21 protein-coding genes are annotated in these 18,770 nt (G+C 56.7%); 3 read left to right on the plus strand and 18 right to left on the minus strand.

Going from position 1 to position 18,770, the window contains the following annotated elements; genetic code table 11:
• Window positions 1-174 precede the first annotated feature (174 nt).
• The 9 genes from F8I07_RS06680 to F8I07_RS06720 all read right to left on the minus strand — a co-directional run bounded on the left by F8I07_RS06680 (window position 175) and on the right by F8I07_RS06720 (window position 7,295).
• Complete coding sequence (locus tag F8I07_RS06680; protein ID WP_292657374.1) at window positions 175-906, minus strand: RluA family pseudouridine synthase; 732 nt, start codon at window positions 904-906, stop codon at window positions 175-177.
• Between the two features lie 140 nt (window positions 907-1,046).
• Entirely contained in the window at window positions 1,047-1,343 is a 297-nt protein-coding gene (locus tag F8I07_RS06685; protein ID WP_292657376.1) for a DUF167 family protein, read from the minus strand.
• Entirely contained in the window at window positions 1,333-2,499 is a 1,167-nt protein-coding gene (gene waaA / locus F8I07_RS06690) for a lipid IV(A) 3-deoxy-D-manno-octulosonic acid transferase (RefSeq protein WP_292657379.1), read from the minus strand. Before waaA ends, F8I07_RS06685 begins: the two co-directional genes overlap by 11 nt.
• Window positions 2,500-2,506: 7 nt before the next feature.
• On the minus strand, window positions 2,507-3,232 hold the full coding sequence (locus tag F8I07_RS06695; protein ID WP_292657382.1) for a C4-type zinc ribbon domain-containing protein: 726 nt from the start codon (window positions 3,230-3,232) through the stop codon (window positions 2,507-2,509).
• 42 nt (window positions 3,233-3,274) lie between these two features.
• Window positions 3,275-4,000 (minus strand): Nif3-like dinuclear metal center hexameric protein, encoded by a 726-nt coding sequence (locus F8I07_RS06700; RefSeq protein WP_292657385.1) that lies wholly within the window; start codon window positions 3,998-4,000, stop codon window positions 3,275-3,277.
• Between the two features lie 119 nt (window positions 4,001-4,119).
• A complete protein-coding gene (gene glyQ / locus F8I07_RS06705; RefSeq protein ID WP_292657388.1) occupies window positions 4,120-5,016 on the minus strand; it encodes a glycine--tRNA ligase subunit alpha in 897 nt (298 codons plus the stop codon).
• Between the two features lie 2 nt (window positions 5,017-5,018).
• Complete coding sequence (locus F8I07_RS06710; protein ID WP_292657390.1) at window positions 5,019-5,273, minus strand: glutaredoxin family protein; 255 nt, start codon at window positions 5,271-5,273, stop codon at window positions 5,019-5,021.
• 184 nt (window positions 5,274-5,457) lie between these two features.
• A complete protein-coding gene (purE, locus tag F8I07_RS06715; RefSeq protein WP_292657393.1) occupies window positions 5,458-5,952 on the minus strand; it encodes a 5-(carboxyamino)imidazole ribonucleotide mutase in 495 nt (164 codons plus the stop codon).
• On the minus strand, window positions 5,949-7,295 hold the full coding sequence (locus tag F8I07_RS06720; protein WP_292657395.1) for a peptidase U32 family protein: 1,347 nt from the start codon (window positions 7,293-7,295) through the stop codon (window positions 5,949-5,951). Before F8I07_RS06720 ends, purE begins: the two co-directional genes overlap by 4 nt.
• A 90-nt stretch (window positions 7,296-7,385) precedes the next feature.
• Here F8I07_RS06720 and F8I07_RS06725 point away from each other — a divergent pair, with 90 nt between their 5' ends.
• Window positions 7,386-8,276: a polysaccharide deacetylase family protein gene (locus F8I07_RS06725; RefSeq protein WP_292657397.1), complete on the plus strand. Its 891-nt coding sequence runs from the start codon at window positions 7,386-7,388 to the stop codon at window positions 8,274-8,276.
• A 132-nt stretch (window positions 8,277-8,408) separates the two neighbouring features.
• Here the strand turns inward: F8I07_RS06725 and F8I07_RS06730 are convergent, their stop codons facing one another.
• Window positions 8,409-9,221: a shikimate dehydrogenase gene (locus F8I07_RS06730; RefSeq protein ID WP_292657399.1), complete on the minus strand. Its 813-nt coding sequence runs from the start codon at window positions 9,219-9,221 to the stop codon at window positions 8,409-8,411.
• 371 nt (window positions 9,222-9,592) lie between these two features.
• Here F8I07_RS06730 and F8I07_RS06735 point away from each other — a divergent pair, with 371 nt between their 5' ends.
• Window positions 9,593-10,372, plus strand: coding sequence for a histidinol-phosphatase (locus tag F8I07_RS06735; protein ID WP_292657402.1), 780 nt, complete (start codon window positions 9,593-9,595; stop codon window positions 10,370-10,372).
• Between the two features lie 71 nt (window positions 10,373-10,443).
• On the plus strand, window positions 10,444-11,877 hold the full coding sequence (gene glnA / locus F8I07_RS06740) for a type I glutamate--ammonia ligase (RefSeq protein WP_292657405.1): 1,434 nt from the start codon (window positions 10,444-10,446) through the stop codon (window positions 11,875-11,877).
• Between the two features lie 200 nt (window positions 11,878-12,077).
• On the opposite strand, the gene F8I07_RS06745 is transcribed toward glnA, so the two are convergent.
• The 8 genes from F8I07_RS06745 to F8I07_RS06780 form a co-directional block, all read right to left on the minus strand.
• A complete protein-coding gene (locus F8I07_RS06745; protein WP_292657407.1) occupies window positions 12,078-12,398 on the minus strand; it encodes a branched-chain amino acid transporter permease in 321 nt (106 codons plus the stop codon).
• Window positions 12,391-13,092 carry an AzlC family ABC transporter permease gene (locus F8I07_RS06750; protein ID WP_292657410.1) on the minus strand — a complete coding sequence of 234 codons (702 nt, stop codon included), beginning with the start codon at window positions 13,090-13,092 and terminating at the stop codon, window positions 12,391-12,393. The genes F8I07_RS06745 and F8I07_RS06750 overlap by 8 nt, the downstream gene beginning before the upstream one ends.
• 128 nt (window positions 13,093-13,220) lie before the next feature.
• A complete protein-coding gene (gene hemC / locus F8I07_RS06755) occupies window positions 13,221-14,174 on the minus strand; it encodes a hydroxymethylbilane synthase (protein ID WP_292657413.1) in 954 nt (317 codons plus the stop codon).
• Between the two features lie 15 nt (window positions 14,175-14,189).
• A complete protein-coding gene (locus F8I07_RS06760) occupies window positions 14,190-15,017 on the minus strand; it encodes a thioredoxin domain-containing protein (protein ID WP_292657416.1) in 828 nt (275 codons plus the stop codon).
• Complete coding sequence (locus F8I07_RS06765) at window positions 14,953-15,390, minus strand: FxsA family protein (RefSeq protein ID WP_292657419.1); 438 nt, start codon at window positions 15,388-15,390, stop codon at window positions 14,953-14,955. The genes F8I07_RS06760 and F8I07_RS06765 overlap by 65 nt, the downstream gene beginning before the upstream one ends.
• A 1-nt stretch (window position 15,391) precedes the next feature.
• Window positions 15,392-17,107, minus strand: coding sequence for a proline--tRNA ligase (locus tag F8I07_RS06770; protein ID WP_292657421.1), 1,716 nt, complete (start codon window positions 17,105-17,107; stop codon window positions 15,392-15,394).
• Window positions 17,104-18,405, minus strand: coding sequence for a glutamyl-tRNA reductase (gene hemA, locus F8I07_RS06775; protein WP_292657424.1), 1,302 nt, complete (start codon window positions 18,403-18,405; stop codon window positions 17,104-17,106). Before hemA ends, F8I07_RS06770 begins: the two co-directional genes overlap by 4 nt.
• Window positions 18,406-18,407: 2 nt before the next feature.
• On the minus strand, window positions 18,408-18,770 hold a 363-nt coding region (locus F8I07_RS06780), incomplete at its 5' end, for a polyprenyl synthetase family protein (protein WP_292657426.1).

The raw sequence follows: 18,770 nt of genomic DNA on the forward strand, positions 1-18,770 counted from the left end.
GCCTTCTTCAGCGCCTTTTCGTCATCGTGAAAACGGATCTTTCCGATCGCGTTTTTGAAACTGTCGGTCAGTGTATCAAACATCGAAATACCCTTTCTCGGAGGGAAATTTTGGAAATTCTATCCAATTTTGAAACTTTTCATCCTCCATTCTCCATTCTCCATTCTCAATTCGCTATTTATAGCGCATTATGTCTTTAGGTTCCGGCGCCTCGTAGCTGCGCCCCAGCAGCGTGATTTTTTTCGCGTGCAAGAGCGGGCGTTTGGCCCGGGTGGGACTGCCGTAGAGCTCGTCACCGACGATGGGATGGCCGGCATGGGCCAGATGGACCCGGATCTGATGGGTCCGGCCCGTCTCGATCTCGATACGCACTTTCGACTTCTTCCCCTGCACCTCGTCGGGCCAAACCCGTGTCAGAGCCGGTTTGCCCCGTTTCTTGTCGATGCGGGAGATCGCTTTGCCTTTTTTGATCGTATGAATCGGCAGATCGATCTCCATAGGCTCTACCACGACCCCTTCGACCCAGGCGACATACTCTTTGTGGACTTTTCGCTGACGGAAGGCTTCGATCGCCTTTTTGGCGAAGGCCTCGTCCCGGGCTAGGAGCAGCACACCGCTGGTCTCCCGATCCAGACGGTGCAGCAGCTGCGCCCTCTCGATGGCCTCCTCGATCTCATAACTGTCAATAAAGGCGGGCTTGTCCACCGCCACCACCTGCTCGTCCTGATAGAGAATCCGCACGTCGGCAGGCTCTTCGATGCGGAACTTCGTCTCATCCGGCATCTCCGCCCGGGCGATCCTGACCTTCTGATCCCCCACATAGACCAGTCCCCGGTCGATAAGCTCCTTGGCCTTCTTGTTGGAGATCCCCTCCTGCTCGGCCAGAAGTTTGTAGGCTTTTTCCATGAATATCCTTTGAGGGCTTCGCCCGAAAAAGTCGCAAGCACGGCCCTACGGGCCTCACGTCGCAAGTCGCAAGAAATGCGTTACGTGTTACGTGCTACGTGTTAAGTAAATCCGCGTTGCAAAGCAACGCACCACAATTTCTAGTTACTCGTTTCTAGTTTCTGAATAAATTCAGAGAATTTCTCAGTATACGGAAATTCCAGGATCTTGATCTTCGCCGTCTCTCCGCTTTTGAAACGGATGGCGCTTTTGGGAACCTTGAAGGCTTTGGAGAGGAACTTGACCAGCTCTTTGTTGGCCGCCCCCTCCACCGCCGCCGCAGCGATGCGGATCTTGATCGCCTCGTCGCCGTAGAGACCGGCGAACTCACTGCGGCTGGCGCCAGGTTGGGCCTTGATCTTCAGGGAGACCCTCTCCCCCTGCTTCTCATAGAACATTTCGGATCTCCTTTTCGATGATCTCCAGCGGATTCTCTGTCTGCTTCAGGCAGCTCCGCTCGAGGAGTTTGGGATAGCGGAGGGCTTCAGCAAGCTTATCACGCTCTACGACGGTGAGCCCCTCAACCCCGGCGAAGAGATCCTTCTGGTTGAAATAGTGGGGACCGGTGATGATGGGGATCCCGAACTGGGCCGCTTCGGCGGCATTGTGGCCGCCGATAGGCTCGAAGGCGCCCCCCAGGACCACCAGATCGCTGACGGCGTAGCAGTTGATCAGCTCACCCATCCGGTCCATCAGGGTCAAATCGGCCATTAAATTCCCGCTTTCGCTGAAGCGTGCGATACGCCACTCCTGCAGTCTGCCAAAAGAGCGCATCATCCGCCACACCTTCTCGAAACGCTCCGGGTGGCGCGGCACCAGCACCATTTTCGACTCGGGACGCAGTATTTTGAGCTCCCGAAAAGCCTGGAGGATCTCCCCCTCCTCCCCCTCGTGTGTGCTGGCGGCACAGACCAGATAGCCCTCGGGCTTTTCAAAGCTCCGGGTAGGAGAGGGAATCTGCCCCAGCTTGATGTTACCGACGACGGTGACATGGCGCGCTCCCAGAGCTTCCAGGCGCTTCCGATCCGCTTCGCTCTGGGCAAAGACCCGGTCCACATGGGCGAAGAGCCGGCGGTAGAACCAGGCGAAATGCCGGTAACGGGTCCAGGAGCGGTCACTGATGCGGGCATTGACCAGGAAGGTCGCAGCCCCCCGCCTTTTGGCCAGGGCAAAAAGCAGATACCACAGCTCCGCCTCCATCACCACCAGGGCTTTCTGGGGCTTCATCCAGAACCAGAGCAGCGGATCGAAGGGAAGGTACCGGCTCTGCTCGGCCGAGAGGGTCTGAATGCTCTCAAACCCGGTCTGGGTCGTCGCACTCAGGCGGCGGATACCGGGATCGAAACGCTCCACCAGAGGGGCGACAGCCCTCGCTTCACCAAAACTGCAGACGTGGAACCAGACCCCCTCCGGCTTCAGAGGGGTATTACGCCAGAGAAAAAAACGGGCGGGGATGGAGGAACGGTACTTTTTCCTGAAAGAAAAGAGAAACAGAATTGGAAGCGCCACCAGCCAGGCGACGGCGGTCAGCAGCGTATAACAGCAGGTGAACAAGGCCGCATCAGGCCTCTTGGGCCGTCTCCGTCTCTTCCAGATAGAGGATCCGCCCACAATGGGGGCAGGTGACGATCTCTTCGCCGCGGATCACATCGGAGTAGGTCTTGTCGCTGATCTTGAGGTAACAGCCGTAGCAGGCCTGCTTGCGCACGGGGACCACGGCGGTGTTGCCGGCCCACTTGCGGATCTTCTCGTAGAAGGAGAGGATCTTCTGATCCATCTTGCGGATGATCTCTTCGCGGGCTTTATAGAGGCCCTCTTTCTCCTTCTCGATCGCCTGCAGCTCCTGATCCGCATCGGCACGGGCCGCATCGAGAGCCTCCTGAAGTTTCTTGAGCTCCTCTTCGGCCTCTTCCAGCAGAGCCGTTTTGGTCTCGATCACCTTGTTGAGGCGCTCGATCTCCTCATTGGCGAAGGTGAGCTTCTCCTTGGCGATCTCCTCTTCGATCTGGAGGGCCTTCATCTCCTTTTCGGTGGAGATCTCCTTGCCCTTTTTCTGGATATCCTGGAGCTGCTCGCTCAGGGATGTGATCTGCTCTTCATAGCTGGCGATCTTGTCTTTGCTCTCTTCGATCTGCTGGCGCAGGGTGTCGATCCGGGACTGGGCCGCTTCGACCTTTTTCGCCTCTTTGGCGACTTTCTTTTCGGCAGCTTCGATCTGGGGGGCGAAACTGTCCAGTTCCTTGTCGATACGGGAGAGTTCGATCAGCTCTTTGAGGTGTTGATTCAATGGTTATCCTTTTGGATGGGAGGTCTTGAAGGAAACGTTGCGCTATCGGCTGATAGTGAACGGATTTTTCGATGGCGCGATTATAGCCGAAATCGGTAAATTTTTCAATTGTTCCGCCATCAGCTCGGCGAAAAAGCGCTCGCTCTCCCAGTGGCCGACATCCACCATCATCAGCCCCTGGCTCATCGCTTTCATCGCGTCATGGTACTTGATGTCTCCGGTAAGGAAACACTCCGCCTCCACCCGATCCATCATCGACGCCCCCGCACCGGTGCAGAGCGCCACGGAACGGATGCGCTCTCGGGGTGTCACCATCCGCAGCACCTCCAGGCCGAAGGCTTCCCGCACCCGCTCCTGCAGTTCTTCCAGACTCCAATCCACCGATGCTTCGCAGAGATAGGGCTCCTCCCGCTCTGGTTCTAGGCCCATTACCTGAGTAAAGACATGGCGATTGAGATGGGTCTGGTCGAAATTGGTGTGCATGGCAATCAGCGACTGGCGTTTCCGGATCAGCCGCTCGATCAGATTGGCGGGGTAGCGACGGAAATCAAGCTCCGTCAATTTGCCGAAAATCAGGGGGTGGTGCACCACAAAAAGCACCCCCTCCTCCGCTGCTTCGATCATCTCGACATCGAGATCCAGGGAGACGACGATCCTCTTGATGTCACGCTCGGGATGCCCCACGATCAGGCCGCTGTTGTCCCACTTCTCCTGCAGTTCGAAGGGGCTCAGTTCGTTCAGATAGTCGTAGATGTCTCGGAGTTTCATTTTTGGTCCTTAGTTTCTAGTCTCTAGTCGCCAGTCGATAGTTTTTGGAAAGATTTTGAAAAATTTTTTAATTTTAAGTCAAAAAAACAATACCATCACTAGAAACTAGCGACTAGTGACTATCGACCAGCGACTCTTTCAAGCCGCTCCGGCTCCTGGGCCTTGTAGAGCTCCGCGCACCCTTTGGCCAGGTCCCGGATCTTGAGGATGTAGTTTTGGCGCTGGGCCTGGCTGATCGCCTTGCGGGCGTCCAGGACGTTGAAGGTATGCGAAGCGATCATACACTGATCGTAGGCCGGCAGGGGGAGCCCCGCATCCAGACAGCGGCGACACTCGGCGCTGGCGTCGTCGAAGTGGCGAAAAAGCATCTCGGTATCGGCCACTTCGAAATGGTATTTGGAGAACTCATATTCGCTCTCCTTGTGGACGTCGGCGTAGGTGACGACCTCATCGCCGTTGCGATTCCAGACGATATCGAAGACCGACTCGACGCCTTGCAGATACATCGCCAACCGCTCGGTCCCGTAGGTAATCTCCACCGCCACCGGATCGCAGGGCAGGCCGCCGACCTGCTGGAAGTAGGTGAACTGGGTCACCTCCATCCCGTCCAGCCAGACCTCCCAGCCCAAGCCCCAGGCCCCGAGGGTGGGTGACTCCCAGTTATCCTCGACGAAACGGATATCGTGGTCCTGGAGTTTGAGACCCAGGTACTCGAGGGACTTGAGGTAGAGATCCTGGATATTGTCCGGCGAAGGTTTGATGAGGACCTGAAACTGATAGTAGGCCCCCAGACGGTTGGGGTTCTCCCCGTAACGCCCGTCGGTAGGGCGGCGGCTGGGCGCCACGTAGGCGGCGGCCCAGGGGGTGGAGTCCAGCGAACGGAGCAGCGTCGCGGGGTGGAAAGTCCCCGCCCCGGCGGGCAGATCGTAGGGCTGGACGATGGTGCAGCCCTGAGCCGCCCAGTACTGCTGGAGCTTGAGGAGGAGGTCGGAGAAGGTGATGGCGTTTTGATTCATAACTATACGATTCCTAAAAGTTTGTCGATTTTGGCCTGGTCGAATCCACAGATCCACTGACTGCCGATCAATACCACCGGCACCCCGCGGCAGCCGTGGCGTTCACAATCCTTGGCCGCTTTGCGGTCTTTGGTGATGTCGATCTCTTTGAAACGGATCTTGTGCTTGCGGAAATGGTTCTTCGCCCGGGTACACCAGATACAGCTGGGCGAGGTAAACAGCACGACGGTTTTGGTCTGTTTTTTCTTCTCTTCCACGGTTGTATCCTCCTTTCAGTCGGATAAGTTAATAATTAATAGTTAATAATTAATAATTTTGGTATGCGTTGCTTTGCAACGCTTTTTATCAAAACCATATCTAGGATAGAAGCTTTTCGCCAGAAAAGCCTACCTCAATTCTTAACTATTAATTATTAACTATTAACTTGCAAGGAGATCGAGGTCACAAAATGACCTCGATCTCCTTGCTGTCCAATTCAACTTTCTTCGCCTTGCTCACCCGATCCTCCTGGAGCTTGACCCGCAGTTCGTCGTCGCTCAGCGCCAGGATCTGGATGGCCATGTAGGCGGCGTTGACGGCGCCGGCTTTGCCGATGGCGACGGTGCCGACCGGCATCCCGGCGGGCATCATCACGGTGCTGAGCAGCGCATCCTCACCCCGGAGCTCTCCACTGGCCATGGGGACGCCGATCACCGGCTTGGTGGTCGCAGCGGCCACGGCACCGGCCAGGTGGGCGGCCATTCCGGCGGCAGCGATGAAGGCCTGGGCCCCCTTCTCTTCTGCTTCGGCGATGTATTTTTTGGTCCGCTCGGGACTGCGGTGGGCCGAGGAGATGATCAGTTCATAGGGGACACCGAATTTCTTGAAGGTTTCGGCACACTCCTTCATCACTTCATAGTCACTCTTGCTTCCGATGATGATCGAAATGAATTTCATTGATTCTCCTTGGATTTCTCTTCCCGCCGCTGGATCGCCTGAGGCTCGGGGCTGAGGCCCTTTTTGGCACGGGCTTCACGGATATCCCTGCGCAGGATCGTGTAGCCCGGGAATTTTGTGGGGAGTATTATATCATTTAGATCACCGCTGTGGATACACTCAAACTCCTTGCCGCTTTGGGCCACGATCTTTTTGACCGTCAGCCACCATTTGCCCTCGTCTCCCAGCTCCACTTTGCCGTATTCGTTGTCGATCTCTTCGAGCGTCGCTCCGACCGGCAAGACAATCTCCAAGCGATCACCGACACAGGTTTTGTCCTTGCAGCGCCAGGTGGTCCCCTCTTCACCCACCAGAGCCGCGACCTGATGAGTCCCCTCCTGAATCGTGAAGCCCTGGGACTGGGTATCGGTACGCTCAAAGGGGCGGCTGATGAGATAGGCGTCGGTAAAGCCCCGGTTCTGGGTGGTATGCAGCTCCTTCTGGTACCGCTCCGCCTCGAAACCCCCTCCATACCAGTCATCGATCGCCTGCCGGTAGGCCCGGGTGACCGTCGCCACGTAGTAGGGGGATTTGGTCCGTCCTTCGATCTTGAGGGAGTCGATGACCCCGCTGGAGAGGATCTCGTCAACATGACTAGCCAGGTTCATATCTTTGGCGTTCATGATGTAGGTGCCGATCTCCGTCTCCTCCTCCAGCTTGAAGGTGGTGCCGCTCTCGGGATTGTGGGCGTAGATCTCGTAGGGGAAGCGGCAGTCGTTGGCGCAGCTACCCCGGTTGGGCACCCGTCCCGTCTGCAGAGCGCTGATGAGGCAGCGGCCGCTGTAGGCGAAGCACATGGAGCCGTGCACGAAGATCTCCAGCTCCAGATCGGGGAGTTCCTTTTTGATCGCTTCACAGTCTTTGAGGCTGATCTCCCGGGCCGCGATGATCCGCCGCACCCCCATGTCGTAGTAGACCGCCGCATCCATGGCGTTCATTACATTCGCCTGGGTCGAGAGATGGATGGGGATCTCGGGAGCGATCTTTTTCGCCATACGGATCACCCCGGGACTGGAGACGATGAAGGCGTCGGGATCTAGCTCCCGCATCTTGGCGATGTGGTTTTCGTAGAGTTTGAGCTGGGAGTTGAAGGGAAAACCGTTGACGGTCACATAGACCTTTTTCCCTCGCTCGTGGGCATAGTCGATCCCGGCCTTGAAGGAGTCCAGATCGAACTCCTTGCCGCTGCGGATCCGCAGGCTGAAGGTGCTGGTGCCGCCGTAGACGGCGTCGGCACCGTAGTTGACGGCGATTTTAAGTTTTTCGAGATTACCGGCGGGAGCGAGGAGTTCTACCTTTTTCATTGGACTCTTTTGGAATGGATTGTTTATTAGTTTAAATGGTTATCTGGAAATTTCCGTATTTTACTACAATACGGAAAAAAGGCGAAAAGAATGCGAAGATTTCTCTTCTCGCTCCTCCTGCTTGGAATAGGAACGGCTCAGGCAGAAACGATTCAGGACTACCGACCGATCGGAAACGATCGGTGTCTTCGAAGTGAAAACGGGGAGTGGGCTATGCTGCGCCGCTTCGACATGGAGGGGAAAACCCGCACTCTCGCTGTCGATACCCGCACGTTACAGACCAAAATCCTCCCCCTTCCCAAGCGAACAATGTCCTGCCGCCCCGACTCCCGCTACCGCCGCCTTCTGCGCCTGGCCGGCTCACCCCCCTACCCGCTGCAAAACGACGGCATCACCCATGGCAAACACGGACTTTACCTGACAACCGACCTCTGCCCCTCTTCCAAAAAAGGCTTCGAAAAGCGCCTCTACGAAGCGATCATCCACCGCTTCTCCCATGCGGTCCCCGTCACGCTCTTCATCACCAAACGCTGGATCGACCGGCATCCCGCCGCCTTCGAAATGCTCCGGCAATGGGATGCCAACGGTTTCCTGGCAGTCACCTGGGGCAACCATACCGCCTGGCACCACTACCACCCCGGCAGGCCACTGGAGGAAAATTTCGTCCTCTCCCCGGAAGAGAATCTCACCGAGGACATCCTGACACTGGAAAAAGCCCTGCTGGAGCGGGGTGTCACCCCCTCGATCTTTTTCCGCTTCCCAGGCCTCATCTCAAATAAAAAAGCGGTCCATACCGTCACCCACCTCGGCCTGATCCCCATCGGCACCGATGCCTGGCTCGCCAAAGGCCAAAGGCCCAAAGAGGGTTCCATCATCCTGGTCCACGGCAATAAAAACGAGCCTAAAGGAGTGACGATCTTTCTGAAGCTCTTGAGAGAAGGGAAGATTGGGAAACTACGACCGATCGAAGAAATCTATTAACGAGCCAGAAGAACCTCCGTCATTCCGGGCTTGGCCCGGAATCCAAGGCTTCAAAGCCGCAGATAGCGTAGATCCTGAATCGAGTTCAGGATGACGGAAAATGATCATTTCAATTTATCAACTCCCCATTACTCACTCCTCACTACTCACTAATTCCAAGGCTTTCCGCATCGCTCTCTCGATCTCACCCCGATCGAAGCGCCCGCCGGTAAAGAGATCGAAGGCGATCACCCCTTGGTAGAGGAGCATATCGCTGCCGTCTTTGGTAGGCAGACCCAGACTTTCTGCCAAACGGAGGAAGGGGGTCTTTTTGCCGTAGATTACATCCACTACCCCTTTGACCCCGGAGAGTACGGAGCGCAGAAGCTCTTCCGGGGCCGGAAGGCTCTCGTCCGTCAAACCTGCGGAGCTCATGTTGACCACCAGGTCATACTCTCTCGGCTCGAAGCTCTCCCAGGTGGCCGTCTCAAAGCCCTGCTCCCGGAAATGCTCCAGCCGCCCTGCACTGCGGTTGAGGATCGTCACCTCATAGCCCGCCTCCCGCAAAATGACGGCACTGGAAGCCGCCGTCCCCCCGGCCCCCAGGAAAAGTACCCGTTTGCCGCCGCCAAACTCCTCCATCACCCGCAAAAAGCCGGGAGCGTCGGTGTTGTAGCCGTGGAGTTTTCCCTCTCTCAAAACGATGGTATTGACCGCCTCCACCTTCTGTGCGAAAGGATCCAAAACATCACAGGCCTCGAAGGCGTGCTCTTTGTGGGGAACGGTGATATTGATCCCCTGAAGCCCCAGCTCCAGAAAACGCTCCCGCAGCTGTGTCCCATCCTCCAGACGATACCGGCCGTAGCATCCCGGATAGCCCAGCTCCCGAAAGGCCCGGTTGTGCATCAGGGGGGAGCGGGAGTGGGCAACCGGATCGCCGAAGATGGCGAAGAGTTCTTTTGGCATAGGGAAATCTCCTTTTATTGAGTCGCAAGTCGCAAGCACGGCGGCTTTGCCGCCTCACGTCGCAGGTGTGATTTTCGTCGTTTGTCGTTTGAACGGAGCTCCGCTCCTCTTTGTCATTTGAATCAAAAAGCATTGCCCTGCAATGTAAACCGAAATCATTCACCATTCACCCGGAGGTACCATCCATGGCACCTTTTACCAGACGTCAGTGACTCGCGTTTTCTTTTTCTTTGCTTCGTTTCCTTTTTCTTTGTCACGAAACAAAGAAAAAGAAATGAAGGACAAACCTCCAATTTCCTGCAAAGCACATTTTATAATAGTACGCGATTCTTTTAGTTAAAATCTACACTAATCAATCCAAAGGAACGTTCATGACCATCGATCTGCACAACCACACTCCCCGCTGTAACCACGCCGAGGGAAGCCTCGACGATTATATCCGGGCAGCCATCGAAAAAGGCATCGACATCTTCGGTTTCGCCGATCACGCACCGATGGATTTCGACGAGCGGTATCGGATGGGTTTTGAGGAGATGCGGGAGTATGAGGCGGAGGTACGGGAAGCCGCCGATCGGTATCAAGACCGAATCACCATCCGCCTGGGCTATGAGGTGGACTACCTGCCGGGACATATGGACGATAGAGTCCTGAAGGCTCCCGTGGACTATCTTATCGGTTCGGTCCATTTCATCGACGAGTGGGGCTTCGACAATCCCGAATTCATCGGCCATTATGAAAACGCCGATCTGGAGAAGATCTGGAGGGAGTATTTCGACGCAGTGGAAGCCATGGCGCGATCAGGGCTCTTCGACATTGTGGGGCACCTGGATCTGATCAAGGTCTTCAACTACCGCCCCGAAGGGGACATCCGTCCGCTTGCCGAGGGGGCCCTGGATGCCATCGCCGCGGCGGAGATGACCCTGGAGCTCAACGCCGCCGGCTGGCGCAAACCCGTCGGCGAAGCCTACCCCTCCCTGGATCTACTGCGGATGGCCCACGACCGGGGCATCACCGTCACCTTCGCCTCCGACGCCCACCAACCGCAACAGGTCGGCTACAAGATGGCCGAGCTGCACGCTCTGGCGCGGGAAGCGGGATACCGTGAAGCTGCCGACTTCCGTAACAGAAAACGGCGACTGCTCAAATTTTAGACAGCTCTCCCTTCTTTTTTCAAAGGGAGGGGGAGTATAATGAAGCTACCAATTTTTCAGGAGGATAATCCATGGGCAAATTTGTCAACAATATCGAAGAGTTTTTCTCTTTCTGCAAAGAGAATGAAGTAGAGTTCGTCGACTTCCGTTTCACCGACATCAAGGGAGCCTGGCACCACATCACCTACTGCATTGACGCCATCAGCGCTGAGACGCTGGAAAACGGTGTCCCTTTCGACGGAAGCTCCATCGAGGCGTGGCAGCCCATCAACCAGTCGGACATGATCCTCAAGCCCGACGTCCCCACTGCTTTCCTCGATCCTTTTACCGCCGATCCCACCATCGTCGTCTTCTGTGATGTCTTTGACATCTACAAAGGGGATCTCTATGAGAAATGCCCCCGCTCTATCGCCAAAAAAGCGCTCAAGCACCTCTCCGAGACCGGCATCGGCGATGTCGCCTACTTCGGCCCCGAAAACGAATTCTTCATCTTCGACAACGTGGTCATCAAAGATGAGATCAACGAGTCCTACTACCGCCTCGACAGCGACGAAGGTGAGTGGAGCGACGACGCCCAGTACGAAGATGTCATCAACACCGGTCACCGCCCCCGCACCAAGGGAGGCTACTTCCCCGTCATGCCCACCGACTCCACCGTCGATCTGCGGGCCGAGATGGTCCAGATCATGCAGGAGATCGGTCTCGAGGTCGTTCTGCATCACCACGAAGTGGCTCAGGCCCAGGCTGAGATCGGCGTGAAGTTCGGCGATCTGATCGAAGCGGCCGACAATGTCCAGAAGTACAAGTATGTCGTCAAAATGGTCGCCCACCTCAACGGCAAGACCGCAACCTTCATGCCCAAGCCCCTCTACAATGACAACGGAAACGGTATGCATGTCCACCAATCCATCTGGAAAGAGGGTAAAAACCTCTTCTTCCAGTCCGGTGAATATGCCAACCTGAGCAAAACTGCCCTGGATTACCTCAGCGGTATCTTCAAGCACTCCGCCGCCGTGGCTGCCATCACCAACGCGACGACCAACAGCTATCGCCGTCTGCTCCCCGGCTTCGAAGCGCCCCGGATCCTGACCTTCTCCAGCCAGAACCGCTCCGCCGCCTGCCGGATCCCTTACGGTGCCGGTGAAGCCGCTACCCGCCTGGAGACCCGTTTCCCCGACAGCAGCGCCAACCCCTATCTCTGCTTCGCGGCTCTGATGATGGCCGGGCTCGACGGTATCAAAGCCGGCGGTTACGAGCTGGTCGGACCCGTCAACGAGGACCTCTTCGAATTGACCCGCGACGACCTCAAAGAGCGCAAGATCCCCGAGCTCCCCGACACCCTGCGTGATGCCCTGCAGGCTCTCGAGGTCGATCACGACTTCCTGGCTCCCGTCTTCAGCAAAGAGTTCATCGAGACCTACATCGACTACAAGTTCGAAACCCAGGTCATCCCCGTCGAGGGACGCCCCACTCCCTTTGAAGTCAAGAGCACCTTCAGCTGCTAAGACTCCTCACCCGGGGACTTTCCCGGACGATTTTTCTTTTTCTTTTCTCAAAAAATCCCAATAAATCATCTTACACAAAATTAAAACTGTGCTATTCATGGCGTCGCTGAAAAGACGGCAGTTCTTCACGTTTTCTTTTTCTTTGCTTCGTTTCTCTTTTCTTTGTCGCGAAACAAAGAAAAAGAAATGAAGAGAAACGATTAAAACAGCTGCACCATCGCCATATAGGCAGCCGTCCCACCGAAAATCGAAATAAGATAGTTATCAAAAAGTCGATGCAGCAGCATTGTCATGGCGATCCCTCCCAGCTCTTTGAGACCGTAGGGAGCGGTAGTAAAATCTACCGAGGCCAGCGTATAGAAAATCAGAATCGTCAGAATGATCGGCGGAAAATTCTCTTCGACAAAGATCACCGCCCGCGGCGGTCGACGGCGGGAAAAGAAGAGGAAAGGCGCGACACGGGTCAGCAGATTGGCCAGAGCCATCACCGCGACCGCCTCCCAGATCCAGAGTTCATTCATGGCTCTTTTCCCCTTTTTCCAGCTTTTCCCGCAAGGCAAACATCCCCAGCAGCGCCAGACCGATGGCGGTAATCAGCATCCGATCCTTGCTGACCAGCACCAGAGCGATCAGCGAGGCCCCCGCTCCGATAAAGAACGGAAGCAGATCCCGGCGCCTTTTGTACTGTTCCATCGCCAAAACCACAAAAAGCGCTGTCAGAGAAAAGTCAAGCCCTCGGGTATCGAAACGGACCATCCCGCCGAAAAGCGCTCCCGCCAGGGTTCCACCGACCCAGTAGCTCTGATTCAATGCCGCCAGGAAAAAGAGATACCATCGCCGCTTGAGCTGCGAATCCTCCGGCAGCGTCGTCATCAGCGCGTAGGTTTCATCGGTCAGAGCAAAGATCAAGTAGGGACGGAGCCTCCCTGCCTTTTTGAACTTTTTCAACAGAGAAAGGCCGTAAAAGGCCTGGCGGATATTGACGAAAATCGAGGCGACAAAGATCTCCCCCATTCCCGCCTTGGCCTGGAAAAATCCCAGGGCCAGGAACTGCAGTGCCCCAGCATAGATCACCAATGACATCACAACCGGTAATATCCAGGGATATCCCTGACTGGTCATCAGCAGTCCGAAAGCGAAGCCCAGGACACTGTACCCCATCATCACCGGTATCGAAGCTTTGAAAGCGGCACGAAATTCATCTGCATAACGCATCGCATTCTCCCATCCGTTCGATGATTGAAATAAAGGTGATTTTATCCAAAATGTGACATTTCAACTTGAAAAGATTCAGGGAGAAAAGACCCTGCAAAGTCTTTTCTTTGCAGGGGGTGTGGAGGATCTTAGAGCCGTTCGGGGCGCTCCTCTTTGAAGGCACGTTTTTCCGCTTCGGCCAGCAACTCCAGGGCCCCGTCGTCGATCATCTTCTGCGCTAGGCGTATTCCGGCTCCTTGCGCCTCTTCCGCCGGCAGTACCAACTCCTCATAGAGCACTTCACTACCGTCGGGATAGCCCAGCATCGCCCGGAGATCTACTTCGTCTCCGACCAAGCGGGCATTGACCGCTACGGGGGCCGAACAGCCCGCTCCGACTGCCGATACGAACTCTCGCTCGATCTCGGTACACAGATGGGTCGCAGGATCGTCCAGTTCCATAGCGATCTGCCGGACCGTCTCGTTGCCGGTGACGATCTCGATCCCCAGTGCCGCCTGACCCATGGGAGGGATCATCCACTCCAGCTTCTGGACATGGGGAATCTCCCGCAGCAGATCCAAACGTGCCAGGCCGATATAGGCCAGGATGATCGCATCGTACTGCCCCTCCGCCAGCTTCCGAAGGCGGGTATTGACATTGCCCCGCAGATCCTTTACCTGCAGATCAGGGCGCCGCTGAAGCAGCTGCATCCGGCGGCGCAGACTGGTCGTCCCCACGACAGCCCCTTCAGGAAGCGCTTCAAGGGATGAAAACTGATGGGAGAGGAAGACATCGCTCTGATCCTGACGCTCGGTGATCGCCGCAAGCTCCAGCCCCTCGGGAATGAAAGTGGGGACGTCCTTGAGGGAGTGGACCGCCAGATCGGCACGGCCTGCCAGCATCTCATCCTCCAGCTCCTTGGTGAAGTGCCCTTTGCCTCCCACCAGGGCCAGAGGACGATCCAGGATCTTGTCGCCGCGGCTGGTGATCTCTTCCAGCTCCACGGTGATTTCGGGATGGGCCGTTTCAATCCGCTCTTTGATATGGTAGGCCTGCCAAAGTGCCAGCTGACTGGCCCGGGTGGCGATGGTCAGTTTTTTCACGAGCCTCTGCCTATCTTATTTGATATATTTTTTATAGGCACTGCGTCCCGCATCGTACTTGCCGTCGAAGTAGACCGTCGGCGTACCGCGTACCATCATCGAAGTGGCTTTTTTGACATCCTCTTCTACCGCCTTTTTGTACTCGGCTTTGTTGATCTCTTCGGGTTTCAGATCAATACCCAGTTGCTCTTTGACTTTGGCGAGAATCTTCTTTTCGTTGGTTTCACGAGGATTGATCTTGAGCTGATAAAACTTCATCGCCTCATCGCTCTTGCCCTGGCTCTGCAGATACTCCATCGCCCGGGTTAGGACCTTGGAGACGGGATGGAGCCTCTCCAAAGGCATATGGTAGTAGTAGAGAGCGAAGGTATCGGGATGGGCTTTGACATCTTTGAGCAGATCCGGCATATACCCCAGACAGAAGGGACACTGGGGGTCGGTAAAGACGACGATTTTGTGGGGAGCATCGGCATGGCCGGCCACCAGGTGTTTTTTGTCATAGTACGAAACGGGCAAGGTGGGTTTGATCTCATTGCGCAAATCCCGACCGTTTTTCAAATCGATCAAAGACATCGCCGCGACCTGATCTTTGGTATTGACAAAAACCATTTCGGGAATCTGCCGTTTCTCTTTGCCGATGGCCAGATCCATCGTGAACATGTAGGCTTTCCAGTCAGGACGGCCCTCCAGAGGCTGCTCGGCGATTTGGGTCACCTTCTCGACCTTGATACGGGGATTCTGTACCAGAGTATGGCGGACGAAGTTGTCCAGATTGAATTCAGCTGCTCCGGCGATCAGAGTCGCCGCGATCAAGCTCGTCGATAATTTCCACGTCAATGACATTGTTGTCTCCTTCAGAAAATGGGTCATATGCCTTGTTATGGGGCGTCGGACGGATTCTAGCGAATAAATGTAAATAAAGTGTATAAAGCAACAGACCCGCCCCGATCAGATCCGTCAGCACCCCGGGAATGATCAGCAGAATCGCCCCCATCAGGTAGGCCATAGAGGCGTTGTGAACGTTCCGGACATCAAAACGACCGAAATTGAAGGTCTGAAAGTTGTTCCAAAGAGCATAAGGCGACAGACGCAGCAGTATCCCCCCGATCGCCATGGTCGAAAGAATCCAGACCACGCTCCACCCGAAACCGATGGCAATCCCCACTTTCAGGGAGACAAAGAGTTCGGCGAAAAAGAACAGGAGGACAAAAATCATCTCAGACCCGTTTGAGGACCTCGTCCGCCACCGTCTCTACCGCGATGTCGAGGCGCTCCAGCCCGTCCCGGACAATCAGCTCCACCTGGCCTTCCGCCAGCTTCTTGCCCACGACGATCCCCAGAGGGATGCCGATGAGTTCGAAATCTTTCATTTTGAAGCCGAAGCGCTCCTTGCGATCGTCCAGCAGGACTGCCACCCCTTTGGCACTGAGAGTCCGATAGAGGGCCTCCGCTGCTTCCCTCTCCTCGTCATTGGCGATGTTGGAGACGATAATCTCCAGATCGAAGGGGGCACTCTCCCGGGTCCAGATACAGCCCCGCTCGTCGTGATGCTGTTCGATGATGGCCGCCAGGAGCCGGGAGACCCCGATCCCGTAGGTCCCCATGACGAAGGAGCGGCTTTTGCCGTTCTCGTCCAGGAACGTCGCTCCCAGAGGTTCGCTGTAGCGGGTCCCCAGCTGGAAGATATGCCCCACTTCGATCCCCTTGGTATAGTGGAGCCGGCCGCCGCAGCGGGCACAGCGGTCCCCCTCCTGCACCGCCACCAGGTCGGCGAAATTCTCGCCGAACTCGGGAACCGTCACACCGATACGGTGATACTCTTCCCGGTTGGCCCCCATGATGAGATTGGATTCGCCTTTCAGCTCTTTGTCGATGCGATAGCTTATTCCCTCGGGCAGGTTCTCAAAGCCCATATACCCCGGCGTCAGTCCGGCGGCCCGCAGTTCCTCTTCACTCACATCGATCAGTTCATTGGCTCCCACGGCGTTGCAGGCTTTGGTCTCCTCCAGCTCGTCGTTACCCCGGATGAAGAAGAGGACGATCGCCTCTTTCCCCTCGTCATAGAGCGCCTTTTTCGCCACCGCTTTGACCAGATGGTGGGGATCGAGATGGAAAAAATCCGCCAGGGCGTCGATGGTGGTCACCCCGGGAGTATGGAACTCCCCTTCGCTCATCTCCGGGGCCTCCCCCTCCTCATACTCCGGCGCTGCTTTGGGAGCCCGGACCGCCGCTTCGATATTGGCGCCGTAGTCACACCCTTCACAGACGACGATCGTATCTTCGCCGCTGTCGGCCAGAACCATGAACTCCTTGGAACCACTGCCGCCGATAGCGCCGCTGTCGGCTTCGACGACCCGGAAATCGAGCCCCAAGCGGGTGAAGATCCGGCTGTAGGTCGCCTCCATATGGTCGAACTCCCGCTTCATGTCCTCTTCGTTCTTGTGGAAGCTGTAACCGTCCTCCATCAGGAACTCCCGGCCCCGCATCAAGCCGAAACGGGGGCGGATCTCGTCGCGGAACTTGGTCTTGATCTGATAGAGGTGCAGCGGCAGCTGCTTGTAGCTTTTGACACTCTGGCGCACCAGGTTGACCATCATCTCCTCGTGGGTGGGTCCCAGGACGAACTCGTTCTCTTTCCGGTCGGTGAAGCGCAGCAGCTCCTTGCCGTACTTCTCAAAGCGTCCGCTCTCCCGCCAGAGCTCCGCGGGAGTGACAAAAGCCAGGTCCACTTCCAGGCATCCGGCGGCGTCGAGCTCCTCTTTGACCACCTGCCGGACCCGATCCAGGCTCCGTTTGCCCAGGGGGAGGAAGTTGTAGAGTCCCGCGCCGACACTCTGGATGAACCCGGCTCGCAGCAGATAGATATGGCTGGGGAGTACCGCGTCGCTGGGCGCCTCCTTGGCCGTGGGGATCAGCATTTTGGAGAATCTCATGATTGGGTATCCTTTGTCTGGTTTTTGTAGGTTCTCGGATCCACATCGCTGGTATCGATCTCGAAAATCATCTTGATCGCGTCGATCGCCCGGCTGCCGTCGCTCTCTTTGGAGGCAAGGCGGAGATTTTTCGTGGGACGGTGCAGATATTTGTCAAAGGCCTGGGCTACCAGGTAGCGGACGTTGTCCGCCGCCACCTCGGAGATGTACCCTTTGCGCAGAGCCCGCTGCACCTCCTCCTCCACGACCTCGGCAATTTCCAGGCGCATCTGCTTGATGACCGGCTCGACGGAGAGGGCCTGGAGCCAGCGGTAGAACTCCTCCACGTAGCGATCCACGATCTCCCCGGCCCGGAGAGCCTGTTCCTGACGCAGGGCGTGATTGTTCTTGGAGATCGCCTGGAGATCGTCGATCCGGAAGATCCGCACGTCGCACTCGGGCATCTCGGCGATGTCCCGCGGAATCGCCATATCGAACCAGAGGCGATCCAGCGCCTTCTCTTCGATCATCTCGGGGGTGATGATCGGCTCGGGTGAGGCGGTGGCGGTAAAGAGGAGACGGTAACGGTTGAGATAGATCGGCAGACGTTCCAGGCTCCCGACCCGGACATTCTCTCCCAGCTCCTCGGCCAGGGCCTCGGCCCGTTCCCGGGTCCGCGAGACCAGCAGCACATCCGCTCCGGCGCGGAGCAGGTGCTTGGCTGCCAGGCGTCCCATCTCGCCGGTACCGACCACAATCCCCGTCATTCCCGCCAGGGAGCCGTTCATCAGCTCCTGGGCCTGAGCCACGGCCACGGAGGCGATGGAGACGGGGTTTTCGGAGATGTTGGTGGCGTTGCGCACCTCGGCGGCACATTTGACGGCATAACTGACGACCCGGTTGAGTTCCCGCCCGGCGGTACCGTTCTCGTAGGAGAGTTTGAACCCCTGTTTGACCTGTCCCGTAATCTGGGCCTCACCGATCACCAAAGAGTCCAGAGAGCTGACCACGCTGAAGAGGTGGGTGACCGCCTCTTTGTCTTCGTAACGTTTGGCACTCTTCTCCAGCTCGTAGAAATTGATCCCCCGTGTCCGGCTCAACAGTCCCAGCACCGCATGGAAGGTCGCGAAGTTGTCTCGGCTGGCGGTGACGATTTCGATCCGGTTGCAGGTGTTGATCACAAAAGCCTCCAGCAGGAAATCGAAGGCCTCCAGCGTCCGGAGAAACTCCCGTATCTCCTCCTCGTCCCTGAAAGCCAGCCGCTCCCGCTGCTGCAGATCGCAGTGTCTGTAGTTGAAACTCACCACCTGGTAGTGCATGCTCAGTAGTTCCTTTCGATCATCTTGAGGGCCATCGCCTCGAGCTCCGGTTCTCCCTCGCGACGCATCAGAGTGATCGCCTCTTCGATCAGCTCCCGTGCTTCCGCTTTGGAACGCTCCAGAGCTCCTGTCTCCTCCATCTGCTCCCGGATCCACGCCGCACTCTCGGGCGTCACCCGGCGTCCATGCAGGGCCTGGAGCCGACGGCGGCCAGACTCAGAGAGAGCTTCGTAGAGGTAGATGTAGGGCAGTGTGGTCTTCCCCTCTTCGAAATCGTGCATCGCCGGTTTACCCAGGGCCTTGGCACTCTGGGTGATATCCAGCAGATCGTCGATCATCTGAAAGGCGATCCCCAGATTGCGCCC

It is taken from the genome of Nitratifractor sp., assembly GCF_015487065.1.
Classification (GTDB): Bacteria; Campylobacterota; Campylobacteria; order Campylobacterales; family Sulfurovaceae; genus Nitratifractor.